General features: G+C 65.7%; 24 protein-coding genes. 11 read left to right on the top strand and 13 right to left on the bottom strand.

Annotated elements, in window-relative coordinates; translation table 11 throughout:
- Positions 1–241: 241 nt before the first annotated feature.
- From QRQ56_RS30080 to QRQ56_RS30070, 3 genes are all read right to left on the bottom strand, one after another.
- Positions 242–1,204 (bottom strand): DUF1194 domain-containing protein, encoded by a 963-nt coding sequence (locus QRQ56_RS30080; protein WP_438744987.1) that lies wholly within the window; start codon positions 1,202–1,204, stop codon positions 242–244.
- A gap of 187 nt (positions 1,205–1,391) precedes the next feature.
- Complete coding sequence (locus QRQ56_RS30075) at positions 1,392–1,655, bottom strand: hypothetical protein (protein ID WP_438744858.1); 264 nt, start codon at positions 1,653–1,655, stop codon at positions 1,392–1,394.
- A gap of 140 nt (positions 1,656–1,795) precedes the next feature.
- Positions 1,796–2,602 carry a creatininase family protein gene (locus QRQ56_RS30070; RefSeq protein WP_438744857.1) on the bottom strand — a complete coding sequence of 269 codons (807 nt, stop codon included), beginning with the start codon at positions 2,600–2,602 and terminating at the stop codon, positions 1,796–1,798.
- Between the two features lie 153 nt (positions 2,603–2,755).
- Here QRQ56_RS30070 and QRQ56_RS30065 point away from each other — a divergent pair, with 153 nt between their 5' ends.
- From QRQ56_RS30065 to QRQ56_RS30035, 7 genes are all read left to right on the top strand, one after another.
- Positions 2,756–3,778, top strand: coding sequence for an ABC transporter substrate-binding protein (locus tag QRQ56_RS30065; RefSeq protein WP_438744856.1), 1,023 nt, complete (start codon positions 2,756–2,758; stop codon positions 3,776–3,778).
- 10 nt (positions 3,779–3,788) lie between these two features.
- Positions 3,789–4,616 (top strand): ABC transporter ATP-binding protein, encoded by an 828-nt coding sequence (locus tag QRQ56_RS30060; protein WP_438744854.1) that lies wholly within the window; start codon positions 3,789–3,791, stop codon positions 4,614–4,616.
- On the top strand, positions 4,613–5,431 hold the full coding sequence (locus QRQ56_RS30055; RefSeq protein ID WP_438744852.1) for an ABC transporter permease: 819 nt from the start codon (positions 4,613–4,615) through the stop codon (positions 5,429–5,431). The genes QRQ56_RS30060 and QRQ56_RS30055 overlap by 4 nt, the downstream gene beginning before the upstream one ends.
- Entirely contained in the window at positions 5,431–6,420 is a 990-nt protein-coding gene (locus QRQ56_RS30050; RefSeq protein ID WP_438744851.1) for a 2-hydroxyacid dehydrogenase, read from the top strand. The genes QRQ56_RS30055 and QRQ56_RS30050 overlap by 1 nt, the downstream gene beginning before the upstream one ends.
- Complete coding sequence (locus QRQ56_RS30045; RefSeq protein ID WP_438744850.1) at positions 6,420–7,112, top strand: AprI/Inh family metalloprotease inhibitor; 693 nt, start codon at positions 6,420–6,422, stop codon at positions 7,110–7,112. The genes QRQ56_RS30050 and QRQ56_RS30045 overlap by 1 nt, the downstream gene beginning before the upstream one ends.
- A gap of 103 nt (positions 7,113–7,215) precedes the next feature.
- Positions 7,216–7,590, top strand: coding sequence for a hypothetical protein (locus QRQ56_RS30040; protein ID WP_438744849.1), 375 nt, complete (start codon positions 7,216–7,218; stop codon positions 7,588–7,590).
- Positions 7,591–7,705: 115 nt separating this feature from the next.
- Positions 7,706–8,014, top strand: coding sequence for a hypothetical protein (locus tag QRQ56_RS30035; protein ID WP_438744848.1), 309 nt, complete (start codon positions 7,706–7,708; stop codon positions 8,012–8,014).
- Between the two features lie 71 nt (positions 8,015–8,085).
- Here QRQ56_RS30035 and radC read toward each other — a convergent pair whose 3' ends face one another.
- The 4 genes from radC to QRQ56_RS30015 form a co-directional block, all read right to left on the bottom strand.
- Complete coding sequence (gene radC, locus QRQ56_RS30030) at positions 8,086–8,799, bottom strand: RadC family protein (protein WP_438744847.1); 714 nt, start codon at positions 8,797–8,799, stop codon at positions 8,086–8,088.
- Between the two features lie 52 nt (positions 8,800–8,851).
- Entirely contained in the window at positions 8,852–9,679 is an 828-nt protein-coding gene (locus QRQ56_RS30025; protein ID WP_438744846.1) for an intradiol ring-cleavage dioxygenase, read from the bottom strand.
- 312 nt (positions 9,680–9,991) lie between these two features.
- Positions 9,992–10,810 carry a type I methionyl aminopeptidase gene (map, locus tag QRQ56_RS30020; RefSeq protein WP_438744844.1) on the bottom strand — a complete coding sequence of 273 codons (819 nt, stop codon included), beginning with the start codon at positions 10,808–10,810 and terminating at the stop codon, positions 9,992–9,994.
- A gap of 182 nt (positions 10,811–10,992) precedes the next feature.
- Positions 10,993–12,309, bottom strand: a complete 1,317-nt coding sequence (locus QRQ56_RS30015) for a mechanosensitive ion channel family protein (RefSeq protein ID WP_438744843.1) — start codon at positions 12,307–12,309, stop codon at positions 10,993–10,995.
- Between the two features lie 206 nt (positions 12,310–12,515).
- On the opposite strand from QRQ56_RS30015, the gene QRQ56_RS30010 reads away from it, so the two are divergent.
- Complete coding sequence (locus QRQ56_RS30010; RefSeq protein ID WP_438744842.1) at positions 12,516–14,309, top strand: potassium/proton antiporter; 1,794 nt, start codon at positions 12,516–12,518, stop codon at positions 14,307–14,309.
- A gap of 133 nt (positions 14,310–14,442) precedes the next feature.
- On the opposite strand, the gene modC is transcribed toward QRQ56_RS30010, so the two are convergent.
- From modC to mepA, 5 genes are all read right to left on the bottom strand, one after another.
- The gene (modC, locus tag QRQ56_RS30005; protein ID WP_438744841.1) at positions 14,443–15,105 is read right to left on the bottom strand and encodes a molybdenum ABC transporter ATP-binding protein; all 663 of its coding nucleotides are present in this window, start codon (positions 15,103–15,105) and stop codon (positions 14,443–14,445) included.
- Between the two features lie 2 nt (positions 15,106–15,107).
- A complete protein-coding gene (modB, locus tag QRQ56_RS30000) occupies positions 15,108–15,803 on the bottom strand; it encodes a molybdate ABC transporter permease subunit (protein ID WP_438744840.1) in 696 nt (231 codons plus the stop codon).
- A 67-nt stretch (positions 15,804–15,870) separates the two neighbouring features.
- Positions 15,871–16,656: a molybdate ABC transporter substrate-binding protein gene (modA, locus tag QRQ56_RS29995; RefSeq protein WP_438744839.1), complete on the bottom strand. Its 786-nt coding sequence runs from the start codon at positions 16,654–16,656 to the stop codon at positions 15,871–15,873.
- Positions 16,657–16,848: 192 nt separating this feature from the next.
- On the bottom strand, positions 16,849–17,352 hold the full coding sequence (locus tag QRQ56_RS29990; protein WP_438744838.1) for a hypothetical protein: 504 nt from the start codon (positions 17,350–17,352) through the stop codon (positions 16,849–16,851).
- 387 nt (positions 17,353–17,739) lie between these two features.
- On the bottom strand, positions 17,740–18,684 hold the full coding sequence (gene mepA, locus QRQ56_RS29985) for a penicillin-insensitive murein endopeptidase (protein ID WP_438744837.1): 945 nt from the start codon (positions 18,682–18,684) through the stop codon (positions 17,740–17,742).
- Between the two features lie 132 nt (positions 18,685–18,816).
- On the opposite strand from mepA, the gene QRQ56_RS29980 reads away from it, so the two are divergent.
- The 3 genes from QRQ56_RS29980 to QRQ56_RS29970 all read left to right on the top strand — a co-directional run bounded on the left by QRQ56_RS29980 (position 18,817) and on the right by QRQ56_RS29970 (position 22,719).
- Positions 18,817–19,266, top strand: coding sequence for a L,D-transpeptidase (locus tag QRQ56_RS29980; RefSeq protein ID WP_438744836.1), 450 nt, complete (start codon positions 18,817–18,819; stop codon positions 19,264–19,266).
- Positions 19,267–19,686: 420 nt separating this feature from the next.
- Positions 19,687–21,843 carry a putative bifunctional diguanylate cyclase/phosphodiesterase gene (locus tag QRQ56_RS29975; protein WP_438744835.1) on the top strand — a complete coding sequence of 719 codons (2,157 nt, stop codon included), beginning with the start codon at positions 19,687–19,689 and terminating at the stop codon, positions 21,841–21,843.
- A 114-nt stretch (positions 21,844–21,957) separates the two neighbouring features.
- On the top strand, positions 21,958–22,719 hold the full coding sequence (locus tag QRQ56_RS29970; protein ID WP_438744834.1) for an RDD family protein: 762 nt from the start codon (positions 21,958–21,960) through the stop codon (positions 22,717–22,719).
- A 162-nt stretch (positions 22,720–22,881) separates the two neighbouring features.
- On the opposite strand, the gene QRQ56_RS29965 is transcribed toward QRQ56_RS29970, so the two are convergent.
- Entirely contained in the window at positions 22,882–24,033 is a 1,152-nt protein-coding gene (locus QRQ56_RS29965) for an acyl-CoA dehydrogenase family protein (RefSeq protein ID WP_438744833.1), read from the bottom strand.
- Positions 24,034–24,056: the final 23 nt, after the last annotated feature.

Here is a 24,056-nt window from a genome sequence, read left to right as displayed (position 1 = left end):
TATCGAGGCGACCGGCGAGATGATCTCAATCCGGTGCGATTTCTTCCCAAGTTCCCGATCCTGTTGCGAACTCTATTGCGATTAATTCGCAATAGCAACTGACACGGATTGCCGCAGGTCATGGTTCGCATTCCTGTGTGACGGGGCTGCAACATCGCCGAAAGGGGGCCGGCCGGCCCGAAACCCGACACCGCAGCCAAACCAAGAGGGTCAGCGGCAGGCAGCTGCCCGAAGCGGGAGCCTAGCAGCCGCGGCAGATGCCTTTAATCTTCCTATTGAGCAGCGCGTCGTCCTGACTGACGGGGCTGACCGTAGCCTTGCTCGCGCCTGCCGGAGGGGACACATCCTTGTTCGCCGCGGAATGGGGACCCCACCGCTGCTGCCAGAGCTTCTCACCGATCGTGCAGAGAACCCGCGGCTCCTTGTTTCCGACCGGGGCAGGCGAACGGCTTGGCGTGCGGCCCGCGACCTCGAGCGCAAGCTTGGTCCGGATCGCGTCCCTGAAGTCTTCGCGACCGGTGATCGGCATGACGAAGGCACCGGGGCCGCCGATCACGCAATCCTCAAAGTACCAGTCGATGTGGTCGACATGGTTGATATCCGTCGTCCCGTTCGGCGTCGAATTGATCAAGACCGGCAGGCCGGTGATGACGATGCCGTTTTCCAACGCCGCGTCGCGCGCTGTGGCGACGGGATCGCCGGTGTTGTTGGGGCCGTCGCCCGAAATGTCGATGATCTGGCGCGAGCCACGGTATGGGCTTTGCCCGAACAGCGGCATGGCAAACCTGATCGCACTCGAAATGGACGTGCGCGAACCGCGGCGGATGGGTGCCTTCATGAGTTCATCTGCGACGGCTTTGGCCGCTTCTGGTCCGTCAATCTGTCGCCAGGGGACGACGATCTTCTGGTCGTTCGTGGCAGACCATTCGAAATAGGTCAGCGCGATCTTGCCGGTGGGGCCGGCCCGCAAGGCGCGCAGAAACTCCTCCGAGACAACGGCCTTGGCAAAGCCTTCTCGTTGGGCCGCGAGGTCTTCCATTTCCATCGAGTAGGAAATGTCGACCGCGATCACGAGCTCGACGTCCACGGCGGGACGATTTTCGGCGTAGATCACGGCTTGCGGCTGTCGCGCCGGCTCGGAAAAGGCCTGCGTCGGCGTCAGCCCCGCAATCATGATCGATCCAATCCGGACCCGCCAATTCATCCTCGCCCTCCTGCCGTCCATTCGAATCCTGACACGCGGGACGTGCAGTCGGAAGGGCGTTCTGGTGGCTTGGAAATGAATGACCCGCCCGGGGGGACAACCGGGCGGGTCTTGGCACGACACGGGGGTGGATGAGGCGCCCGTGTCGGACGCAGGATCCACGAAAGATCGGCCTCAGGTACTCAAATCAGTAGCAGGTACGAACGCTGCCGACGTACTGGCCGAAGGCGTTGTAACGGGGGGTCCAGCCGCAGCGGTGATAGCCGTTGTAATAGGGGTCGTTGCTGGCGGCGATCGCGGAGCCGACGACGGCGGCGGTGGCGATGCCGGCGCCGACACCCCAGACCCAGCCGGGCGGCTTGGCTTGCGCCTGCGAGGTGGTGGACAGCATGGTGCCGGTGACAGCGAGGGTCGCGAGGGCGAGAGCGGCAATCTTGGTCTTGATCGACATGTGAAACTCCATCCGGGTTTGAGGCGGTCCGTTGTGGCCCGCGTACCCAGTTGGACGGAGGCTCTTCGCGTCCGGTTCGAATGCGGCGAATCCGCTCCCGAGGCGAAGAGTTTTCTTTAATGATCTCAGATGGATGGTCGCTAGCCGAGGGGGCCTTTGGCGAGCCTGTTCACGTCGAAGTTATCGACCTCGCCGAGCAACTCGCAAAAAGCCCGCGCGCCCCGGTCGATCAACTGCTCGCCCTTTTCGGCCACGGCCAATGTCGCATTGCCGATCGCGCCGCTGGCGTTGAGATCCTGTGCCTGCCAGGCAAACGGCGCCGGGCGCTGTGTCGACAGCCAGCGATATTGCTGCTCCATCGCGATGCTGCTCGCGGGAAAATCCGCGATCGCTTCCTTGCGCACCTTGTCGGGATAGCGTGCCAGCATGATCGAGGTCTCGACGGCGCCGCCATGAATGCCGTGGCGCACTTCGTCGGCCGGGAACAATGTGTCGGCGCCCGACAGCCGCGACCACGACGTCGTCACCACGAACAGCTTCTGGTGCGCGCGCAGATCCTGCGCCACCAGCATCATCGCCGCGCTGTTGCCGCCATGGCTGGTGATGATGACGAGCTTTTTCACGCCGCGCCGCGCGATCTCTTCGCCGATCGCGGTCCATTTCTTCAGTGCCGTCTCGGTCGGCAGCGTCTGCGTGCCGGGATAGTCGATATGCTCGGTGGAGATACCGATCGCTTCGACGGGAAGAAAACTGGCCGGAACGTCGTCGGGCAGAAGCTCGTGCACGCGCGCCAGATACGCGTCCGCGATCAGCACGTCGGTGGTCACAGGCAGATGCGGGCCGTGCTGCTCGGTCGCCGCCAGTGGCAGCACTGCGATCCAGCGCGACGATTCCGTTGAGGAGGTCTCGGCCCAGCGGATCCTGGTCCAGTCGCGGGACGGCGTCATCAAGGTTTCTTTGCCCGAATTTGTCACGTAGTTTGGGGTATCAGGGGACGCGGGCCAGGCCGGCTCGTGTCCCCGAACTTCATGCGGTTTTACCGCGTTGGTTTGCCCCGAGCTAGACGCGATTGGGCTGGAAGCGATCGACGGAGTGCCATTATGACCCCCTCACAACTGCGCGGAGCGTTAACTGCGAGCCTGCTGGCCGCCTTGGTATCGGTCGCCCCGGCGCGGGCCGAAACGCTGGACAAGGTCACCTTCGGCACCAACTGGGTCGCCGAGGCCGAGCATGGCGGCTTCTTCCAGGCGGTGGCCGACGGCACCTACAAGAAATACGGCCTCGACGTCAGCATCGTTCCCGGCGGTCCCAATGAGAACAACCGGATGCTGCTGATCGCGGGCAAGATCGATTTCTTCATGGCCGCGAACACGCTGATGTCGTTCGACGCGGTTACCAACAACGTCCCCGTCGTGACCATCGCCGCGATCTTCCAGAAGGATCCGCAGGTGATGTTGACGCAGCCCGATGCCAAGGTCGGCAAGATCGAGGATCTCAAGCCGCTGACGCTGTTCGTCTCCAAGGAGGGCATGGGCAGCTATTTCCAGTGGCTGAAGTCCGAATATGGTTTCAGCGAGAAGAATGTCCGCCCCTATAATTTCAATCCGCAGCCCTTCATCGCCAATCCCAAGAGCGCCATGCAGGGCTACGTCACCTCCGAACCGTTCGCGGTGGAGAAGGCCGCCGGCTTCAAGCCGAACGTGCTGCTGCTCGCCGATTACGGCTTCAACACCTATTCGACCCTGATCGAGACGCGCCGCGACATCGTCGAGAAGAAGCCCGACCTCGTCCAGCGCTTCGTCGATGCCTCCATGATCGGCTGGTACAATTACATCTACCGCGACAATTCGGCCGGCAACGCCATGATCAAGAAGCTCAATCCGGAGATGACCGACGATCTGCTCGCCTATTCCGTCGCCAAGATGAAGGAGCACGGCATCGTCGATTCCGGCGACTCGTTGAAGAACGGCATCGGCGCCATGAGCGACGAGCGTTACAGCTCCTTCTTCAACAAGATGGTCAAGGCCGGCGTCGTAAAGCCCGATCTCGACTTCCGCAAATCCTACACGCTGCGCTTCGTCAACAAGGGCGTCGGCGTCGAGCTGCGCCCGAGCAAGCCGTAGCGCAGGGTCGATGTCAGCCAATCCCTCGTCCGTCTCCGAGACCGGCCTGACGCATCTGGCCGTCAGCCTGCGCGGCGTGACGAAGACCTATGACAACGGCGTCATGGCGCTCGGCCCGTTCGACCTCACCGTCCGCAAGGGCGAGTTCATCTCGCTGCTGGGCCCGTCGGGCTGCGGCAAGTCGACGGTGCTGCGGTTGATCGCGGAGCTCGGCGCGCCGTCCTCCGGTATCGTGCGCGTCGCGCGTCACGCGGGTGAGGTGCAGCCGGGGCAAGTTCTGCCAGGTCACGGCATCGGTTTCGTGTTTCAGGAACCGACCCTGATGCCCTGGACCAGCGTCCGCGAGAACGTGCGGCTGCCGCTGAAGCTCGCCGGCGTGCCGAAGGCGGAAGCGCGCGAGCGGGCCGACGCGGCGCTGGCGAGCGTCGGGCTCGCCGATTTCGCGGACAGCTTTCCACGCGAGCTCTCCGGCGGCATGAAGATGCGAGTGTCGCTGGCGCGCGCGCTCGTCACCGATCCGAAAATCCTCCTGATGGACGAGCCGTTCGCCGCGCTCGACGAGATCACGCGCTTCCGTCTCAACAACGATTTGCTCGCGCTGTGGCGGGCGCTCGGCAAGACCGTCATCTTCGTCACCCATTCGGTGTTCGAATCCGTCTATCTGTCGCAGCGCGTGGTGGTGATGACGGCGCGCCCCGGCCGCATCCAGGCCGACATCCGCGTCGAGACGGTCGAGCCGCGCGGCGAGGCATTTCGCACGTCCGTCGCCTATTCCGATTATTGCAGGAAGGTGTCGATGGCGCTGGCGCCGTCCTATTCGGGACAATCGACGCTATGAGCGCGCAGGCGACCGTCCCCGCGAAGCCGCAAGGCGTGCAACGCGCGCTGCGCCTGCTGCTTCCCGTCATCGTGTTCGCGGCCGGCCTCGTCGCCTGGGAACTCGTGGTCCGCATCAAGGCCATCCCGCCTTACGTGCTGCCGGCGCCATCGGTGATCGTCCTGACCCTGATCAAGGATTGGGCGGTGCTGTCGCAATCGCTCGTCACTACGCTGCTGACGACGCTCGAGGGCTTCGTCGCGGCCAGCATCGGCGGCATCGCGCTGGCGCTGCTGTTCAACCAGTCGAAATGGGTGGAATATTCGCTTTTCCCCTATGCGATCGTCCTCCAGGTCACCCCTGTCATTGCGATTGCGCCGCTGCTGCTGATCTACCTGGAACAGCAGACTGCGGTCGTCGTCTGCGCCTTCATCGTCGCCTTCTTCCCGGTGCTGTCCAACACCACGCTCGGGCTCAATTCGGTCGATCGCAACCTCGCCGGCCTGTTCCAGCTCTATGGCGCCTCGAAGCCGCAGACGCTGCGCTTCCTCAAGCTGCCCGCGGCGCTGCCCTACATTCTCGGCGGCCTGCGCATCGCCGGCGGCCTGTCGCTGATCGGCGCGGTCGTCGCCGAGATTGCGGCGGGAACGGCGGGCGCCGGCTCCGGCCTGGCTTACCGGATCGCCGAATCCGGCTATCGATTGAACATACCCCGCATGTTCGCAGCGCTGCTTTTGTTGTCGCTGGCCGGGATTGTCATCTATGGGGTGCTGGCGCTAGTTTCCCACCTCGTTTTACGGCGCTGGCACGAAAGCGCGCTTGGAAAGGAAAACTGATGGCTGCCGGTTCGATTTCGTCCGAAAAGATCGACCTTCTGATTTATGGGCCGGTGCGGCCGATTCTCGAGAACGGGTTTTCCGATCATTTCGTCGTGCACAAGGCCGAGACGCGCGGTGACCTCGAGCGCCTGACCCCGGCGGTCCGCGAGAAGATCCGCGGCGTCGCCGTGACCTATCACACGGTCCACGCCAACAAGGAATCGCTTGCGCAGCTGCCCAAGATCGAGATGGTGGCGAGCTTCGGCGTCGGCTACGACCATATCGACGCCAAATACGCGGCCGAGCACAACATCATCGTCACCAATACGCCCGACGTGCTGACCGAGGAGGTCGCCGACGTCGCGATGGGCCTGTTGATCTCCACACTGCGCGAGTTCATCAAGGCCGACCGCTACGTGCGCTCCGGGCTGTGGCAGACGCAGAACTATCCGCTCAGCGTCGGCTCGCTGCGCGACCGCAAGGTCGGCATCGTCGGCATGGGCCGGATCGGCCAGGCCATCGCGCGCCGCCTCGATGCCTCACTGGTGCCCGTGGTCTATCACTCGCGCAACCCGTCCAAGGACGTCTCCTACAAGCACTACCCCGATCTGATCGAGATGGCGAAGGCCGTGGACACCCTGATGGTGATCGTGCCCGGCGGCGCCTCGACCAACAAGATGATCAATGCCGAGGTCTTCAAGGCGCTCGGCCCGCGCGGCGTGCTGATCAACGTGGCGCGCGGCTCGGTGGTGGACGAGCCGGCGCTGGTCCAGGCGCTGAAATCCGGCACCATCCTCGCCGCCGGCCTCGACGTGTTCGCGGCCGAGCCGACCGTGCCGGACGAGCTCAAGGCCATGCAGAACGTCGTGCTGCTGCCGCATATCGGCTCGGCCTCGGTGGTGACGCGCAACGCGATGGACCAGCTCGTCGTCGACAACCTCAAATCATGGTTCTCGGGCAAGGCGCCGCTGACGCCGGTGGCCGAAACGCCGTTCAAGGGGCGCTGATGGCCGCTCTTCGGGTTCTCGCATTCGCCGTCGCGGCCTCCTTGGCCGCGATCGGCATCGCGTATCCGCAGGATGCGAGCAGCCTGAAGAAGGAGATGCTCGGGCAGTGGGAGCTCTCCACCACCGAGCGCAGCAAGACCTGCGTCGTCACCATGAAGGGCGACGCCGCGGGGCAGGGCTTCAAGCTGGAGTTGGAGCCGGCCTGCAAGACCGCGCTGCCGTTCACCAAGGACATCGTCGCCTGGAGCCTCAGGGGCCTCGATATCGTTCGTCTGCAGGATGCGACCGGGGAGGCCGTGATCGACTTCACCGAGGTCGAGGCCGGCATCTTCGAGGGCCTGCGCCAGGGCGAAGGCGTCTACATCCTGCAGGATCTCGCCGCCGCGCGTTCGATGGCCAAGTCGATGGACCAGATGATCGGCGACTGGGCGATGGTGCGCGGCAACGGCCAGCCGGTCTGCGGACTGACGCTGACCAACACCGAGGCGAGTGCCGACAATTTCCAGGTCTTCCTCAAGCCGAAATGCGATGCGGCCATCGCGCAGTTCAACCCGACGCAATGGCGGCTCGAGCGCGGCCAGATCATTCTGATGTCGAAATCGGGCGCGGTCTGGCAGTTTGAGGCCGACGACAACGCGCAGTGGCGGCGCGTTCCCGATACCGCCGATCCCCTGATCATGCTGCGGCAGTAGGCGGGGCGACAATCGTCGCCGCCTTCAAGATGGCCCGCGAAAGCGGAACCCGCAGACTGGGCATCTCGTTGACGGAAGAGGTCATTCCGTTGGGAGATCGTGTATGGCCAAGCGCGTCCTCGCCATCGGCATCGAACCCGGCAGTGCCGACTACAGCGCATTCCCGCAACTCACGCCGGAGCTGATGCGCGGCTACATCGAAGCGCAGCTGCTGCGGCTCCGCGACCTCGGTTTCGAGGTCACGAGCTGCCTGATCGATCTCGACGTCACCGCGGAAGCCGGCGTCGCGGCAGCGCTGCGCGACGAGCGCTTCGACTGCATCGTGATCGGCGCAGGCCTGCGCGAGCCGAAGGAGCGTCTTGTGCTGTTCGAGAAGGTGCTCAACCTCGTGCATCGCCTCGCACCGGATGCCGCGATCTGCTTCAACACCACGCCCGCCGATACCGCAGAGGCGGTGCAGCGCTGGATCGAGCCATGAGAGTTGGCTCACGCCGCCCAGCCGGTGAGCTCCGATTGGTCACTACAACCATCCGTTGACGATCCAAACATTATCGCCAATCATAACGGGGGCCGTCACCGCTGGGGAATCTCTCATGTTCAGATTTGTGCTGCTGCTCGTCTGCGCAACCATGCTTGCAGGCTGCGACGCTCTCAGCACGGTGACGGAAGGGTTCAAGCAGGCGAAGGCCGTGGCGGCCGAGCTCGAGCAATCCACTGGCGTCAAGCCGGAGGTTGGTTTCAATTGGCACAATGGGCGGCTGGTGTCGGTCACGGTTCAATTCCCGCGCCTCTATGACGACAAGCCTTTGAACCAGATCGCAGGTCTCGTTCGCGACGCCGTCGCTAGGGATTTCAAGCAGACCCCCGAACACATCGTGCTCGCATTCGCGGTCGAAAAATGAGGCTGCCGTGACCGGCTGGCTGACCCACGCGTCGGGTTCGTAGTAAGGCCGGCCTGGCGATCGGGAACGTCCTAGATCAACCGCATCCCGCGCAGGCTCGCATGTCCGCCCTTGCCGACGATGATGTGGTCGTGCACGGCAATGCCCAGCGGCTTTGCGATGTCGATGATTGCTTTCGTCATCTGGATGTCGGCCTGCGAGGGCGAGGGATCGCCCGAGGGATGGTTGTGCACCAGGATCAGCGCGGTCGCTGACAATTCCAGCGCGCGCTTGATCACCTCGCGCGGATAGACCGGGGTGTGGTCGACCGTGCCGGTCTGCTGCACCTCGTCGGCAATGAGCTGGTTGCGCTTGTCGAGGAACAGCAGGCGAAACTGCTCCTTGTCGGCGAACGCCATGCTGGAGCGGCAATAGTCGATCACCTCGTTCCAGGACGACAGCGCGTTGCGGCTGTTGACCTCGCCCTTGGTGACGCGGCTCGCGGCGGCTGCCATCAGCTTGAGCTGGTTGATGGCGGCCTCACCGACGCCGTCCACCTCGCGCAGACGCGCCACCGGCGCGTGCACGACCTCGGCGAACGAGCCGAAGGTCTTGATCAGCGCCTTCGCGAGCGGCTTGGTGTCGCGCCGCGGCAGCGCCGGAAACAGCGCCATCTCCAGCAGCTCGTAATCGCTCAGCGCATCCGCGCCTGCGCTGTAGAAGCGCTCGCGCAGCCGTTCGCGATGGCCGTGGTAATGCGGCGCGTCGTCAGGCTTGCTCTTGTCGTGGTCCGGCTTGGCGGGCATCGGCGGCCAGCATCGCCGGGGACCCCTGCTTTTGCAACTGGCAATTGCGGGATCAGCGGCCGGGTTTCAGCCCCGGCACCAGTGCGGCGAGCCTGTCCTTGATGGGCCGCTCGAACATGCCCGCGGGCGGCGGTCCGCCGCGCACGCCCGGCGGCGGTGGCGGAGGCCCCGCGCGTCCGACCGTCGTCTCCGCGCGGCGATCGACGCCGAGCGTCAATGTCGCGACATAGCGGTCGCGCTCCTCCTTGACCGCACAGAACGCGCGATGCTCGGGATCGGCACGTTCGATGACGTGATCGTTGGCGTTGATCACCGTGCGCTGCCGCGCGCGACCGCCATAGTCGGGCACGTTGGCATAGATGAACTCGTTCAGCGCATCGGGCAGGAAGGTCTGGCCCGTCAGCACGGTCCGCTGGTCGAGAAAGACCTTGAAATGGATATGCGTGGTGCGCCCGTCATACCAGCCGGGATAGAGCGTGTTGAACGTCACCCAGCCGGCGACGTCGGTCATCTGCGTGCCGCGCAGGAACGACTTGCCGGTCTCGTCGACATTGTGGGCATCGCTCTGGCCGGGGAACGCCGAATACAATCCCTTGGCGTCGCAATGCCAGATGTCGACCCGTGCGCCCGGGATCGCCGTGCACGGCCCGGCCTCGATCACGCGCAGCCGCAGGCGCAGCGGCACGCCCGGCTTGTCCTCGGTGATGTCGGATCGAACCAGCTTCGGATCGGCGTAGAACGGCCCTTCCTCCGCCTGCGGTGTCAGGATGCAGGCCGGCTCGTCAGCGGCGGCTCCGGCCGCCTGCGCACGCGTCGGCAGCAGGCCGGCCGCGCTGGCCGATATGATTCCGAGAAAGCCGCGTCGCGTCGATTTGCCCATTTCGCTGCTCCTGTCCGTGGTCGGCGGGATCGTCATCGCCGGGCAGGATGGCAAGATCGGGCTTCGATGATGGCGACAATCAGCCCGGACGTGTCTCGCTGTTTCGCAGCGGCAAGGGGATGCACGAGATCGGATACGCGGAGCTGAAGAGCTGAATATGAGGGAGGCTCTCTCGCTCGTCATTCCGGGGCGCGCCAACTTGGCGCGAGCCCGGAATCCATTTGTCTCCAGGGAATGCCGTACGATGGATTCCGGGCTCGCGACTTCGTCGCGCCCCGGAATGACGACAGAGATGGCCGCGATGCCGGCCAATCAGCCGATCTGCTTCTCGCCGTGCCGCTCCGACAGCGTGAAGATCTCGACGCCGGTCGCCGTCACGCCGACCGAGTGCTCGAACTGCGCCGACAGCGAGCGGTCGCGCGTCACGGCGGTCCAGCCGTCGGAGAGGATCTTCACGTGCGGCTTGCCGAGATTGATCATCGGCTCGATGGTGAAGAACATGCCGGGCTTGAGCTGCACGCCCTCGCCGGGCCGGCCGATATGGATGATGTTGGGTTCGTCGTGGAACATGCGCCCCAGGCCATGGCCGCAGAAATCGCGCACCACGCTCATGCCCTGCGGCTCGACGAAGCTCTGGATGGCGTGGCCGATGTCGCCGGTGGTGGCGCCGGGCTTCACCGCCGCGATGCCGCGCATCATCGCTTCATAGGTCACCTCGATCAGCCGCTCCGCCTTGCGGGCGATCGGGCCGACCGCGTACATGCGGCTGGAATCGCCATACCAGCCGTCGACGATGAAGGTGACGTCGATATTGACGATGTCGCCTTCCTTCAGCGGACGGTCGCCGGGCATGCCGTGGCAAACCACATGGTTGAGCGAGGTGCAGGTCGAATAGCGATAGCCGCGATACATCAGCGTCGCCGGAAAGGCGCCGTGGCTGAACGCGAACTCGCGGACGAACTGGTCGATACGGTCGGTCGGAACGCCGGGTCCGACGATGTCGGTGAGCTCGTCGAGGCACCTGGCCACCAGCGCACCCGCCTTGCGCATGCCGGCAAAGGCGGCCGGCCCATGCAGCTTGATCTGTCCGGTCTTGCGCAGCGAGGTATCGGTGGCTTCGACGTAGCTCATGCTGGTGCGGTCTTCCGGGCTGATCTCGTTTTCGGCGGAAAGGCTTGATTTCAGGCCCCAATTTAATGATTGCGGGCCTTCATGCAAGCGAAGCAGAGCGTTTTCGAGCGAAGTGGCTACCGGTTCGCGTGAAGAAAACGCGTCAAAACAAGAGCTTGCCGTTCCGGGGGCCCGAAAGCGGCCTAATTCGGGACTTCTACGGTGGTCTCCACCGGCAGCGCGCCGCCACGGATGCGGATTTCGCGGACGGGGTAGGGAACCCGGATGCCCTCCCGCTTGAAGGCGTCCCACAGCGCCAGCATCACGTCGCTCTTGACCTTGTCCATGCCGTCGGGGTCGGCGATCCAGAAGGTCAGCGAGAACTTCATGCCGGCTTCGGCGAACTCGGTCAGGATGCAGGTCGGCGGCTTGCCCTTCTGTGCGCGCGGATGGGCTTCGGCGGTCTCCGCCGCGAGCTTGCAGACCAGCTTCGGGTCGGCGTCGTAATTGGTGCCGAGGGCGATCTTCACCAGCGTGTTCTTGTCGGTATAGGTCCAGTTGACGACCTTCTGCGTCACCAGATCCTCGTTCGGCACCAGGAATTCGCGGCCGTCGCCGGCGGCGACGGAAATATAGCGCGTCTTCATCGCGCTGATGCGGCCGGTGTTGTCGCCGATGGTGACGAGGTCGCCGGGCTTCACCGACTTGTCGGCGAGCAGGATGATGCCCGAGATGAAGTTGGCGACGATCTTCTGCAGGCCGATACCGATACCGACGCCGACCGCGCCGGAGAACACCGCGAGCGCCGAAAGGTCGATCCCGACGGCGCCGAGCGCGATGACGATGGCGACGGCCAGCAGCCCGATGCGGATGATCTTGACCAGCAGCACCTGCACCGACGGCGTCAGGTCGCTGGTCGCGTTGATCCGGCTCTCGGCGAAATTGCTCGCGATATTGGTGGCCCATAGGGCGATGAGGAGCAGCGCGCCGGCCTTGATCACCAGCAGCGGGGTCAGCCTGAGGCCGCCCAGCACGATCGCGAAGGAATCCAGCAGGTCGACGGTGGTATCGAGCTGCCCGAGAATGGACAGCGCGGCGATGAACCATGCCGTGATCGACACCAGACGGACGATGAAGGCATTGCGCAGCACCGAGGTCACGAGCCGGATCACGAGCCAGGCCAGTCCGAGCTTGGCGGCGACCATCAGCAGATAGGAGCGGCTCGGCCAGGTCGCGTGGTACATCACGAGGCGCGAGATGATCACGAGCAGCGTGAACACCGCCGTCGAGGCGCTGGAGACCATCACCCGGGCGAAGTGCCGGAGCGGCAGCGGCCAGCGCATCGTCAGGGTGGTCATGTCGAGCCGGTTGCGCACGCCGGTCTCCGCCGCATAGGCGATGCCGGCCGCGGCGAGAATGAGGCCGAATTGCAGGTAGAACCAGGGCGAGGAGATTTCCGCCCCGACGCTGCGCGCCGTGGTCTGCACGAACTCCATGAAGTCCTTGAGGTCCATGTCCATCAGTCTCGTCGGCAAGCGTGGGGGAAATTGATTCGAGGGAGCCGCAGAATCCCATAAAGGGCGCGGCCGGGCCATCGATACACCGGCATGTGATGGACGTTAAGGCCGTATAATACGGGCAGATCGCCGCGAAATGCGAAAATGGGTTGGCGCGTGAGTCCGCCGACGATAAGGATGCATTCCCGCTCTTTTAACCCGGAAGGTGGATGGCCTCTCTCGACTCCGTCAGCCTCGCCATATTGCTCGGCGCCGTCCTCGTCATGGCCGGCATCCTGTCGAGCCTGCTTGCGCTGCGCTTCGGCGCACCCTTGCTGCTCGTCTTCCTTGCGGTCGGCATGCTCGCGGGCGATTCCGGCCCCGGGCAGATCCAGTTCGACGACGTCCGCACCACCTATCTGGTCGGCTCGGTGGCGCTCGCGCTGATCCTGTTCGACGGCGGCCTGAAGACGCGTTTTGCCAGCATCCGCACCGTGCTGGCGCCGTCCGTGGTGCTGGCGACCGTCGGCGTGCTGCTGACCGCGCTGATCACGGCGCCCTTCGCCAAATTCGCGCTCGATCTCAACTGGACGGAGTCGCTGCTGGTCGGTGCCGTGGTGGCCTCGACCGACGCTGCCGCCGTGTTCCTGCTGGTGCACACCCAGGGCCTGCGCCTGCGCCCGCGCGTCGGCGCGACGCTGGAGGCCGAATCCGGCACCAACGACCCGTTCGCGATCTTCCTCACCTTGATGCTGGTCGAGTACATCTCGCTGGGCTCGACCTCGGCGAGCCACGTGGTGATGGAGTTCATCCAGGAGGCGGCGCTGGGCGCCGTCGTCGGCGTCATCGGCGGGCGTCTCGTCGTCATCGCGTTGAACCAAGTGGCGTTGCCCCAGGGCCTGCATGCGCCCTTCGTGACCACGGGCGCCCTGGTGATCTTCGGCGGCTCGCAGATGATGCACGCTTCCGGCTTCCTTGCGGTTTATCTCGCCGGCATCATCATCGGAAACCGGCCGACCCGCGCGCATAATTCGGTGGTGGCCTTCCTCGATGCAGCGACCTGGCTGGCGCAGATCGTGATGTTCGTGCTGCTCGGCCTCCTGGTCTCGCCGAGCCGGTTGGGGGTCAGCGTGCTGCCGGCGATCGGCGTCGCCTTCGTGCTGATGCTGGTGGCGCGGCCGATCGCGGTGTTCGTCTGCCTTGCGCCGTTCCGCTTCAACTGGCGCGAGAAGATCTTCATCGCCTGGACCGGCCTGCGCGGCGCGGTCGCGATCTTCCTGGCCTCGATCCCGATGCTGGTCGGCCTGTCCAAGGCCTATCTCTATTTCGACGTCGCCTTCGTCGTCGTCATCATCTCGCTGCTGCTGCAGGGCTGGACCCTGGCGCCCGCCGCGCGCAAGCTGCACGTCGCGCTGCCTCGCGCCGAGCGCGGCCCGCGCCGTGTCGAACTGGACCTGCCCGGCCAGCTCGAGCAGCAATTGGTCGGTTACCCCGTCCGGCCCAAGAGCCTGTATTTCCGCCGCGGCCTGATTCCGTCCTGGTCCAAGCCGACGCTGGTGATCCGCAACGAGAACATCCTGACGCCGACGGAAGCCGACCCGATCGCGCCCGGCGATTACATCTACCTGCTGGCGCCGCCTGAAAAGGCCGAGTCGCTCGACCGCTTCTTCGTCGACATGCAGCCGAGCTCGGCGCCGGACCCGCATCTGCTCGGCGACTTCATGGTCTCCGCCGAGCACACGCTCGCCGAGCTCGCCGGCATCTACGGCGTGAAGGTGAGCGACGACGAGGGCAAGCTGACGCTCGCCGATTATTTCGACGTCCATCTCGACCGCGCGCCGAAGGAGGGCGCCGAGCTCGCACTGGACGAGATCGTGCTGGTTGCCCGCAACATCTCCGGTGGCCGTGTCAGCGTCGTGGGCTTGCGCCTGCCCGAAGAAGACGAGACGCCGGCGCCGCTGACGCGCACGCAGGCGCTGCGGAGAAAGCTCGCGGACGTGTGGGCTTCGGTGGCGGGGGTTTAGACGGTCTCGTGTCCCGGACGCGCTGCAACGCGGGAGCGTTGCTGCGCAGAGCCGGGACCCATGGCACCGAGTGGGCCCCGGCTCTGCGCCGCATCACTGCGTGCTGCGTCGCGTCCGGGGCACGAAACTCTGCTCACGCCAGCACCTTCACTCCACCAAAACTCGTCACCCGGCCCTGCTTCAGCATCACGATCTGCGTGGCGAGCTGGCGCAGTTCGGCGGCGTCGTGGCTGACATAGACCATGGGAACGTTGGCCTCGTCGCGCAGCCGCTCCAGATAGGGCAGGATCTCGAGCTTGCGGCCCTCGTCGAGCGCGCCAAGCGGCTCGTCGAGCAGCAACAGGCGCGGCCGTGACAGCAGCGCGCGTCCGAGCGCGACGCGCTGACGCTCGCCGCCGGAGAGCTTTCCGGGACGCCGGTCGAGCAGCGTGCCGATGTCGAGCAGGTCGATGATGCGTGTGTGCTGCGCCGGATCGGGCGCAAGGCCATTCATGCGCCGTCCGTAGTCGAGATTCTGCGCGACGCTGAGATGCGGAAACAGCCGCGCGTCCTGAAACACATAGCCGATGCGGCGTCGATAGGCCGGCACATGGATGCCGGCTTCGGTGTCGTCGACGGTCTCGCCGTCGATCACGATGCTGCCGCGGTCGGGCCGCAACAGCCCCGCGATCATGTTGATCAGCGAGGTCTTGCCGGCGCCGGAGGCGCCGAACAGGCCGATGACGCGGCCTTCACTGCTGAAGGACGCGTGCAGCGAGAACTCGCCGAGCTGCTTTTCCATGTCGACGCGCAGCATGGTCAATTCCCGTGCAGGCGTTGTGTGGCGCGGCGGGCGAACCATTCGGCTGATATCAGCGCGCCCAGCGCCAGGATGACGGAGACGATCACGAGACGGCCGGCCGCGGCATCGCCGTCCGGCGTCTGGATCAGCGAATAGATCGCGGACGAGATCGTCTGGGTCTCGCCGGGAATGTTGGAGACGAAGGTGATGGTGGCGCCGAATTCGCCGATCGCTTTGGCAAAACCCAGCACCATGCCGGCGAGCACGCCGGGCAGCGCCAGCGGCAGCGTCACGGTGAAGAACACCTTCCAGGGGGCCGCGCCCAGCGTCTCGGCTGCCTGCTCGAGCCGGCGATCGATCGCCTCGATCGACAGCCGCATCGGCCGCACCAGGAGCGGAAACGACATCACGCCGCAGGCGAGCGCGGCGCCGGTCCAGCGGAACGAGAAGACGATGCCGAGATAATCGGCGAGGAAGCCGCCGACGAGGCCGCGCTTGCCGAAGGTCAGGAGCAGGAGATAGCCGGTGACGACCGGCGGCAGCACCAGCGGCAGGTGCACGAGTGCGTCGAGCACCGATTTGCCCCAAAATTCCTTGCGGGCGAGCAGCCACGCCAGCGCAATGCCGAACGGCGTTGCGACCAGTGTGGCGATGACGGCGACCCTGAGCGAGAGCAGGATCGCCGTCCATTCGGCGGGAGAGATGTCTAACATCAAGCCGGTGATATCAGTTCGTGAAAATCAATCTCAGAAACAGGTCGCAAGGATCAGGCAGCAAGGATCACGTCGAGGGGCTGACCAGGAACTTGAAGCCGTATTTCTCCAGGATGGTCTTGGCGGCCGTCGAGCGCAGGAAGGCGAGATAGTCGCTGGTCTCGGGCTTCGCGGTCGTGGTCGCCGCAACGGGATAGATGATCGCGGGATGCGATTCCGCCGGGAAGGTGCCGACGATCTTCACGCCGGGCTCGACCTTGGCGTCGGTGGAATAGACGATGCCGAGACCCGCTTCGCCGCGCGCCACCAGCGTCAGCGCCGCGCGCACGCTCTCGGCCATGGCGAATTTCGGCTCGGCGGCCTGCCAGGCGCCAAGCTTCTCCAGCGCGGCCTTGGCATATTTGCCGACCGGAACCGACTTGACGTCGCCGGTCGCGATCCTGCCGTCGCCGGCGAGCTTGGCGAGGTCGAAGCCTTGCGCGATGGTGACGTTGTCGATCTTGGAATCCTTCGGCGCGATCAGCACGATGCTGTTGCCGAGCAGATTGACCCGGGAAGGTTCGTTGATTGTCTTCTTGGAGACCGCGTAGTCCATCCAGTCGGTGTCGGCGGAGACGAACACGTCGGCCGGCGCACCCTGCTCGATCTGCTTGGCAAGCACGGAGCTTGCGGCATAGCTGACGCTGAACTTCACCCCGGTCTTGGCGGTGTAGGCGGCGTCGACCTCGTCGAGCGCGTTCTTCATCGACGCTGCGGCGAAAACCGTGATGGTCTTGTCCTCGGCGCTGGCGGGCGAGAGGGCGGCGCCTGCAAGCAGGACGAAGGCGGTGAAAAGTCCGGCAATACGAATCATGGATGCGCTCCGTTGCGAGCTCGCGCGTGAATTCACGCGCAGATCTGGCGTTGGGTTAAGTCGGGTCGCGACGGGTGGAAGCGCTGCTCCACGAGGCCCGGCTGCGGCTTACGGCCGGCAGGGATATCGCAATTGCGAAGATAGCAGGGGCTGCGGCGTCAGGTCAAAGGGCGCCTGCCCTGCCGGGCGGGCCTATTGCGCCGGCAGGATCGCGATCGCGACCGAATTCTCCCTGGCGCCGCTGATCTGGAGCACGAAAGGCTGTGCGGACAGCTCGTATTTCACGGTCTTGCGGATGCCGCTGCAATCGGTCGCACCGCTGAAAGCCACGGGCTTGAGCACATGGCCATCCTGGACCACGTCGATCCAGGCGCCGGCGGACAGGCTGATCGTATAGAGCCCGGCGGTGGCGGATTTGACGCTGGTGAAGCCGGCAAAGGTGCCGTCCTTTGGCGCACGCTCCGGCGGCATGGGCAGCTTCGCCTCGCTTGGGGCGACGAGCCCCAGCGCGACGGCCGAGGACGGCAACGCCGCCTGCTCGCTGCCCGATGCGAGCCTGGCAAGGTCCGGCGCGGACAGCGCCGCGCGCTCGCGCTCGATCGGCCATTTGAACTTGTCGCAGCCGCTGGGCTCCTCCGCGGCGAGAGCGGAGGTCGCGCTGAAGGCGAGCGCAACGAGGAGGGTGAGGACGCGCATCTTGAATCCCATCATTGGCCACGCGAACGGCGCGAGGCTTGCGGTCAGGCTTGTTGAATGACGGGATGCGCGTCCCGGAATGCCGCGGGCTTACGGCACGGCGGCGAGGGCAATCCTAGCGCATCTGGTCGTTACGAACCAACCAACGAGTTCGTCATCCGGCAGCCGTGCCTCAATCACCACTGTCGTCCGGGACAAGCGCAGCTTTGGGCAACGCGCAGCGTTGTCCAGAGCGGGGCGCCGATCCGGGACCTATAGCCACAGGCCGGCGTAGTTGCGGGGGTTCGGAGTGACCTGCTTCGCGCAATAACCACGTCCTGTGGTTATGGGTCCCCGCGTTCGCGGGGACGACATCGAGAGTGTGGCGACCAGCGCCATCCACGTTCGCTACGGCTTCGCATCACCCGCGTGCAGCACCGCCTTGCAGGCCGCCGGCATCTGCGCCAGCGTCATCGGCGGTCTTGGCTTCGGCGGCTCCGGCGGCGGCTTGGGGTGCAGCACGGCGTCGGAGAACCAATAAGCGAGATCGGCGGGCTTGCAGCCTTCGTCCTCGGCTTGTGACGCCTGGCCCTCGCATTCGCCTGGCCCCGCCGGGCAGCGCATGCGGATGTGAAAATGGTAGTCGTGGCCCCACCAGGGGCGGATCTTGGACAGCCACGCGCGGTCGCCCTTGGCCTCGCGGCACAGCGCCTTCTTGATCGCGGCATTGACGAAGATGCGCTGCACCGCCGGCTCCCGCGCCGCATCGCGCAGCACCAACACATGGCTCGGCGTGAACACCTTCGGGTCGACGTCGAGCCGGTCCGGGCGCACCATCATCACCGCCGACATATCCTCGCGCTCCTCGCGCGAGAGGCGGCGGTCCGGCATCGGCGTCAGCCAGATGTCGGCGTCGAGCCCGATCTGGTGGCTGGCATGGCCCGACAGCGCCGGGCCGCCGCGCGGCTGGGCGATGTCGCCGACCAGGATGCCCGGCCATCCCGCGTCCTTGTGCGCCTTGGCCGCGAGCCGCTTGATCAGTGCGATCATGTCGGGGTGGCCATAGCTGCGATTGCGCGACAGCCGCATCACCTGCCAATGATCGCCGTTGACCGGGATCTGTTCCGCGCCGCCGATGCAGCCCTTGGTGTAGGAACCGATGACATGGGCCGGCCCCTTCGACGGCAGCAGTTTTCGCGCGAACAGTTCCTTCGCGGCGAGGTCCGGGTCGTTCGGATTGGCGAGCGGCGGCAGCGGCTTCGGGCTGACGCTGCCCTTGTCCTGGGCCAGCGCGTCGCCGGCGGCCAGAAGCGTCATGACGATCAGGAGAGGGGTGAAGCGGCGGGGATGCATGCTGATTCCCCTTATAGCCCAACACCGCGTCAGGGTTAAGAATTAGGCTTTCGCCGAGGGGCGAGCTCACGGCGTCTTTACAGCCGCGGCGGGCCGGCGACATCATGCCCGCGAGGCAAAGGGCTTTTCATTATGACATTTTCTCTGGCGCGGCGCGCGACGCCAGCCGCCTTGGCGGCTGCCGTGCTGGCGCTGACCGCGGTTCTGGCGGCCCCGGCGCGGGCGGATCTTCGGGTCGACATCGACAAGTCGTCACAACGCATGTCGGTTCGCGTCGACGGCGCGCCGCGTCATTCCTGGCCGGTGTCGACCGGCCGCAGCGGCTATGGAACGCCGAGCGGCACGTTCCATCCGCAGGCGATGATGCGGCGCTACTTCTCGCGCAAATACTACAATTCGCCGATGCCGCACGCGATCTTCTTCCATTACGGGTTTGCCATTCACGGCACCACCGACATCGGCCGCCTCGGCGGGCCAGCCTCGCATGGTTGCGTGCGGCTGCATCCGGCGCATGCGGCGGCGCTGTTCGCGCTGGTGCAGCGCGAGGGCGCGCGGAACACGACCATCCGTATTTCCAATTGAGACGTGAAGATCGTCGTTTTCGCGCCGCGCCGTCCGGTTTCTTAACAGTGCGATAACCGTATCCCGCACTGGCGCATATTCGTGCGCCGAACGGGATTCGCTTCCGTCCTGCATACAATCGCACGCGGCTTCGGAAATGATTCAAGCACGCGCGCAATTCTGCGCCGCGTCTCGCTCCAATTGCGACGAAGCGATGGGTTCGCCGCGCCGCCTGGCCCCGTCGCGCCGCTCAAACAGGCAGATTGAACCGGCTTGCAGCGGCCGCAACGGACCTCCGGCGCCGATGGGGGACTTGAAGATTACAATTTTTTCAGACACTTGCCTCAAGACTTGCTCGCGCAAGACTTGCGCCGCCGGGCGCGAATGGGACGAGTGACGTTGGGTTTGAAGTCTCCAAAACCAGGAAAACGAAACAGAGGCGTGCGTGCCCGGGCCGGCCAAGCGCCGCGCAAGCCGCGCTTTGCACGTACGACGCGCGCCCTGTCCGAGCGCGACGAAATCCTGCGCAGCCGTGCCGAGGCGGAAGCTGCGATCGCGGACGCGCGCAAATCCCACGAGCGGCTGCGCCAGGCCGTCGACATCCTGCCGCAAGGCATCGTGTTTCTCGACGCCGAAGGCCGCTACGTTCTCTGGAACAAGAAATACGCCGAGATCTACAGCAAGACCGCCGATCTGTTCGCCGAAGGCGCACGTCTCGAAGACACGCTGCGCATCGGCGTCGCGCGCGGCGACTATCCGGAAGCCGCGGGCCACGAGGACGAGTGGATCGCCGAGCGGCTGCAGAAGCTCTACCAGCCGGGCGCGCGCCACGAGCAGAAGCTGTCCGACGGCCGCGTCATCCTGATCGACGAGCGCCTGACGGATGACGGCGGCGTCGTCGGCCTGCGCGTCGACATCACCGAGCTCAAGCAGCGCGAGGCCTCGTTCCGCCTGCTGTTCGACGGCAATCCCGTTCCCATGATCGTCTGCGCGCTCGACGACGAGCGTATCCTCGGCGTCAACGACGCCGCGATCGCGCATTACGGCTACAGCCGCGCCGAGTTCGAGCGGCTGAAGATCCGGTCCCTGCAGGCCTTCGACAGCGAGCCGCCCTGGACCGCGGACCGGTCGAGCGAGGAGCAGGCCGGCCGTACCTGGAAGCACGTCAAGGCCGACGGCGCGCTGATCGACCTTGCGATCTATTCCCGCGAGCTGACCTATGCCGAGCGGCCCGCGGTGCTGCTGGCGCTGATGGACATCACCGAGCGCAAGCGCGCCGAGGCGCGGCTTGCCTTCATGGCCCAGCATGACGCCCTGACCGGCCTGCCCAACCGCACGCTGCTGCGCCAGCAGATGGACGAGATGCTGCTGCACACGAGGCGCAGCGCCGAGAAGGTCGCGCTCCTGATGCTGGGGCTCGACAATTTCAAGGCCGTCAACGACACGCTGGGACATGCGGTTGGCGACAAGCTGCTGCGCGGCGTCGCCAAGCGGCTGCGGTCGACCTTGCGCGAGGAAGACGTGCTGGCGCGGCTGAATTCCGACGAGTTCGCCATCCTGCAGAGCGGCCTGACGCGGCCCGAAGACGCGGTGGGATTGGCAAAGCGCCTGCTCGAGGCCATCGCCGATCCCTATCTGCTCGACGGCCATTCCGTGGTGATCGGCGCCTCGATCGGCATCGCGATGGCGCCGGGCGACGGCGAGGAGTCCGAAAAGCTGCTCAAGAGTGCGGACATGGCGCTGTCGCGCGCCAAGCTGGATGCGCGCGGCAGCTTCGCCTTCTTCGAGGCTGCGCTGGATGCCAAAGCGCAGAGCCGCCGCAAGATCGAGGTCGAGCTGCGCGACGCGATCCGCAACGACGTGCTGCGGCCGTATTACCAGCCGCTGATCGACCTCTCGAGCGGCCGCATCACCGGCTTCGAGGCGCTGGTGCGCTGGCCGCATGCCGAGCGCGGCATGGTCTCGCCTGCCGAGTTCATCCCGGTCGCCGAAGATACCGGCTTGATCAACCCGCTGGGCAGGCTGATGCTGCGCCGGGCGTGCCTGGATGCCGCGGCCTGGCCGGACGACGTCCGCGTCGCCGTCAATCTGTCGCCGCTGCAGTTCCGCAGCGGTAATCTGCTCTCGATGGTGACGGACGCGCTCAAGGCGTCCGGTCTGCCGCCGCGCCGGCTCGAGCTCGAGATCACAGAGACGCTGCTGCTGGAAAAGAGCGTGCAGGTGCTGGCGACGCTGCATGCCTTGCGCGCGCTCGGGGTCCGCATCTCCATGGACGATTTCGGCACCGGCTATTCCAGCCTCAGCTATTTGCGCAGCTTCCCGTTCGACAAGATCAAGATCGACCAGTCCTTCGTGCGCGATCTCGGCGCCAACCGCGAGGCGCAGGCGATCATCCGCTCCATCGTCAGCCTCGGCAAAGGCCTCGGGGTCACCATCACCGCCGAAGGCGTCGAGACCGAAGCCGAGCTGAGCTGCCTGCGGACCGAGGGCTGCGACGAGGGTCAGGGCTTTCTGTTCAGCAAGGCCCGCCCCCATGGTGAGATCATCAGCCTGCTCGCCGCCCAGCGCGGCATCGACGGCGACGCGCTGGTGGCGTGAGCGGCGCACGAGGCGCGCATCCCGGCCGGTGGCGAGACTTGCACGTCCCGAGGAAGCTGCGTCATGGTCCGTCGGTGACGGATCGTCGAACCTGCCGCGCGCCGACGGCGTCTCATGATGAGTTCCAATGAACGGGTCGGCTCTCCCATGACCTCCGATGCGCCTCCGTTACCACCGTCTGAGCCGCGCTATGCCCGTTTCTCCAGGCGGTTCAAGGCCGTCCTGCTCGACTGGATGCTGGCGATGGCCCTGCTGTTCGGCGCTCTGGCGGTCGCGAGCAATGTCGCGAGCGATGGGCTGAGCCGGACGCTCGGGATCGCAGTCGTCGTCATCCTGCTGCTCTACGAGCCGGTGCTGGTCTGGCGCATCGGCGGCACGCTCGGACATGTCTGGACGAATTTGCGCGTCGTCGACGACCGCGGCGGCAATGTGAGCTTCGCCAAGGCGCTTGCGCGCTTCGCGGTCAAGGGCGTCCTAGGCTGGTATTCGTTCGTGATCATGGCCGCCACGCGGCGCAATCAGGCGGTTCACGACCTGCTCACGCATTCGACCGTCCAGATCCGCGATCCCGCCAAGGCGACGCCCGGCCAGTTCATCACGGAGCGGCGCGAGGACGATGTGGCGATGCCATCGCGGTTGCGGCGTTTGTTCGTGACGTTGGTCTATCTTGCGCTGGGCGTCTTGCTCTATTTCGGCGTGCTCGCGGTCCTGGTGCGGGCCGGTGTCCTGTCCCGCGCGTGTCTCAACAACGACATTTGCAACGGAAGCGACCGCATCGTCGACACCGCCGCTGCTGTGGCCTTCCTTCTAATGATCGCCCTCGTGATCGGCATGGGCTGGCGCGGCCGGCTGCTCGGTGCGCGCAGGGCGGCGTGACGCCACGCTCTCTCCGTTAACCTCTCCCGCTTGCGGGAGAGGTCGCGCCGGAGGCGCGGGTGAGGGCTTTCTCCACTGGGGGATTGTCCCGTTGCGGAGATACCCTCTCCCCAACCCTCCCCCGCAAGCGGGGGAGGGAGCGCACCGGCGTTGCGGCCGTCATCACTCTCCCGCCAAAATCGCCCTGCCCACATCCTCATAATGCGTGTCCCGCGCCTGGATCTGCTGGGCGATGGCGTGCATGTCGCGAAACCGTCGCTCGAACGGATGCTTTCGGAACACCGCCGTCGCCCCGGCCATGTGATAGGCGGTGTCGACCACGCGTGCGGACCGATGGATGGTCCAGGTCGCGGCCAGCCGAACCGCGCTGCGATGCGCCGCGCTGAACTCGCCGGTCGCGGACAGCTCGCGCCACATCGCATGGGCTGTCGCATAGAGATAGGCGCGCGCGGCGCGCAGATCGCCTTCGGTGCGGCCGATCAGGCCCTGGACCGCCGCGTTGTCGCGCATCGCTGCTGTCGCGAGCGAAGCATGCTTTGCGCGCGCCAGCGCGATCGCGGCATCCAGCGTCGCCCGCGCGACGCCGAGCGAGACGGCGGCAAAGCCCAGGCTGAACGTTGCGCCGGTGCCGATCCTGTAGAGCGGACCCGGCTCGCGCAGCGCGGCCGTCACGTCGCGAAAGGCGGTGAAGCGTTCGGGAATGAAGAGGTCGCTGACCTCATAGGAATCGGTGCCGGTGCCGGAAAGGCCGATCGCCTGCCAAACGTCGTGCAAGACTGCGCTTGCGACCGGAAACAGGATGGTGCGCACCTCCGGCGATCCGTCGGCGTTCCTCCGCGGCGCGCCGTCAGCTCCGACGATGCGCACATGCGCCCCGAGCCAGCTCGCCTGCCGCGAGCCCGAAGCAAAGTCCCAGCGCGCCGTGACGCGGTAGCCGCCCTCGACGCTGCGCGCCTCATGCCCAATCGCGCCCCAGGCGAGGATGCCGGGTGCCGCATTGAAGATCTCGTGCGCGGTGTCGGGATCGAGCCAGGCCGCGATCATCGCGCAGACGCTGCATTGCCCGAGACACCATGCGGTGGAGGCGTCCGCCTTGGCGATCTCCTCCAGCATCTGCATGAAGGTTTCGATCGGGGCCTCGGCGCCGCCGAGGCTCCGCGGCAGCAGCGCGCGATAGAGCCCGTTGTCGATGAGCGCATTCACGACGTCAGGTGTCAGCCGACGGGTCCGCTCGATCTCGTCCGCTTCGCGCGCGATGATCGGCGCAATGGCGCGGGCGCGTTCGACCGGACCAGCTTCGGCAAGCTCCTGCATCCGGGTTTCCTCGCCCTCGTTCT

The sequence above is a fragment of the Bradyrhizobium sp. U531 genome (assembly GCF_051710265.1).
GTDB lineage: Bacteria > Pseudomonadota > Alphaproteobacteria > Rhizobiales > Xanthobacteraceae > Bradyrhizobium.
The sequence above is the reverse complement of the archived record's forward strand: the minus strand, read 5'-3'. Positions and strand labels throughout refer to the sequence as shown.

Coding starts and splice junctions, on each gene's coding strand:
- QRQ56_RS30010 (WP_438744842.1), top strand. CDS start 12,516: ATGGCCTCTCTCGACTCCGTCAGCCTCGCCATATTGCTCGGCGCCGTC.
- mepA (WP_438744837.1), bottom strand. CDS start 18,684: ATGCATCCCCGCCGCTTCACCCCTCTCCTGATCGTCATGACGCTTCTG.
- radC (WP_438744847.1), bottom strand. CDS start 8,799: ATGCCCGCCAAGCCGGACCACGACAAGAGCAAGCCTGACGACGCGCCG.
- modC (WP_438744841.1), bottom strand. CDS start 15,105: ATGCTGCGCGTCGACATGGAAAAGCAGCTCGGCGAGTTCTCGCTGCAC.
- QRQ56_RS30015 (WP_438744843.1), bottom strand. CDS start 12,309: ATGGACATGGACCTCAAGGACTTCATGGAGTTCGTGCAGACCACGGCG.
- QRQ56_RS30065 (WP_438744856.1), top strand. CDS start 2,756: ATGACCCCCTCACAACTGCGCGGAGCGTTAACTGCGAGCCTGCTGGCC.
- QRQ56_RS30075 (WP_438744858.1), bottom strand. CDS start 1,655: ATGTCGATCAAGACCAAGATTGCCGCTCTCGCCCTCGCGACCCTCGCT.
- QRQ56_RS29980 (WP_438744836.1), top strand. CDS start 18,817: ATGACATTTTCTCTGGCGCGGCGCGCGACGCCAGCCGCCTTGGCGGCT.
- QRQ56_RS30025 (WP_438744846.1), bottom strand. CDS start 9,679: ATGGGCAAATCGACGCGACGCGGCTTTCTCGGAATCATATCGGCCAGC.
- QRQ56_RS30050 (WP_438744851.1), top strand. CDS start 5,431: ATGGCTGCCGGTTCGATTTCGTCCGAAAAGATCGACCTTCTGATTTAT.
- modB (WP_438744840.1), bottom strand. CDS start 15,803: ATGTTAGACATCTCTCCCGCCGAATGGACGGCGATCCTGCTCTCGCTC.
- QRQ56_RS30060 (WP_438744854.1), top strand. CDS start 3,789: ATGTCAGCCAATCCCTCGTCCGTCTCCGAGACCGGCCTGACGCATCTG.
- map (WP_438744844.1), bottom strand. CDS start 10,810: ATGAGCTACGTCGAAGCCACCGATACCTCGCTGCGCAAGACCGGACAG.
- QRQ56_RS30080 (WP_438744987.1), bottom strand. CDS start 1,204: ATGAATTGGCGGGTCCGGATTGGATCGATCATGATTGCGGGGCTGACG.
- QRQ56_RS30055 (WP_438744852.1), top strand. CDS start 4,613: ATGAGCGCGCAGGCGACCGTCCCCGCGAAGCCGCAAGGCGTGCAACGC.
- QRQ56_RS29970 (WP_438744834.1), top strand. CDS start 21,958: ATGATGAGTTCCAATGAACGGGTCGGCTCTCCCATGACCTCCGATGCG.
- QRQ56_RS30040 (WP_438744849.1), top strand. CDS start 7,216: ATGGCCAAGCGCGTCCTCGCCATCGGCATCGAACCCGGCAGTGCCGAC.
- QRQ56_RS30035 (WP_438744848.1), top strand. CDS start 7,706: ATGTTCAGATTTGTGCTGCTGCTCGTCTGCGCAACCATGCTTGCAGGC.
- QRQ56_RS29965 (WP_438744833.1), bottom strand. CDS start 24,033: ATGCAGGAGCTTGCCGAAGCTGGTCCGGTCGAACGCGCCCGCGCCATT.
- QRQ56_RS29990 (WP_438744838.1), bottom strand. CDS start 17,352: ATGCGCGTCCTCACCCTCCTCGTTGCGCTCGCCTTCAGCGCGACCTCC.
- QRQ56_RS30070 (WP_438744857.1), bottom strand. CDS start 2,602: ATGACGCCGTCCCGCGACTGGACCAGGATCCGCTGGGCCGAGACCTCC.
- QRQ56_RS30045 (WP_438744850.1), top strand. CDS start 6,420: ATGGCCGCTCTTCGGGTTCTCGCATTCGCCGTCGCGGCCTCCTTGGCC.
- modA (WP_438744839.1), bottom strand. CDS start 16,656: ATGATTCGTATTGCCGGACTTTTCACCGCCTTCGTCCTGCTTGCAGGC.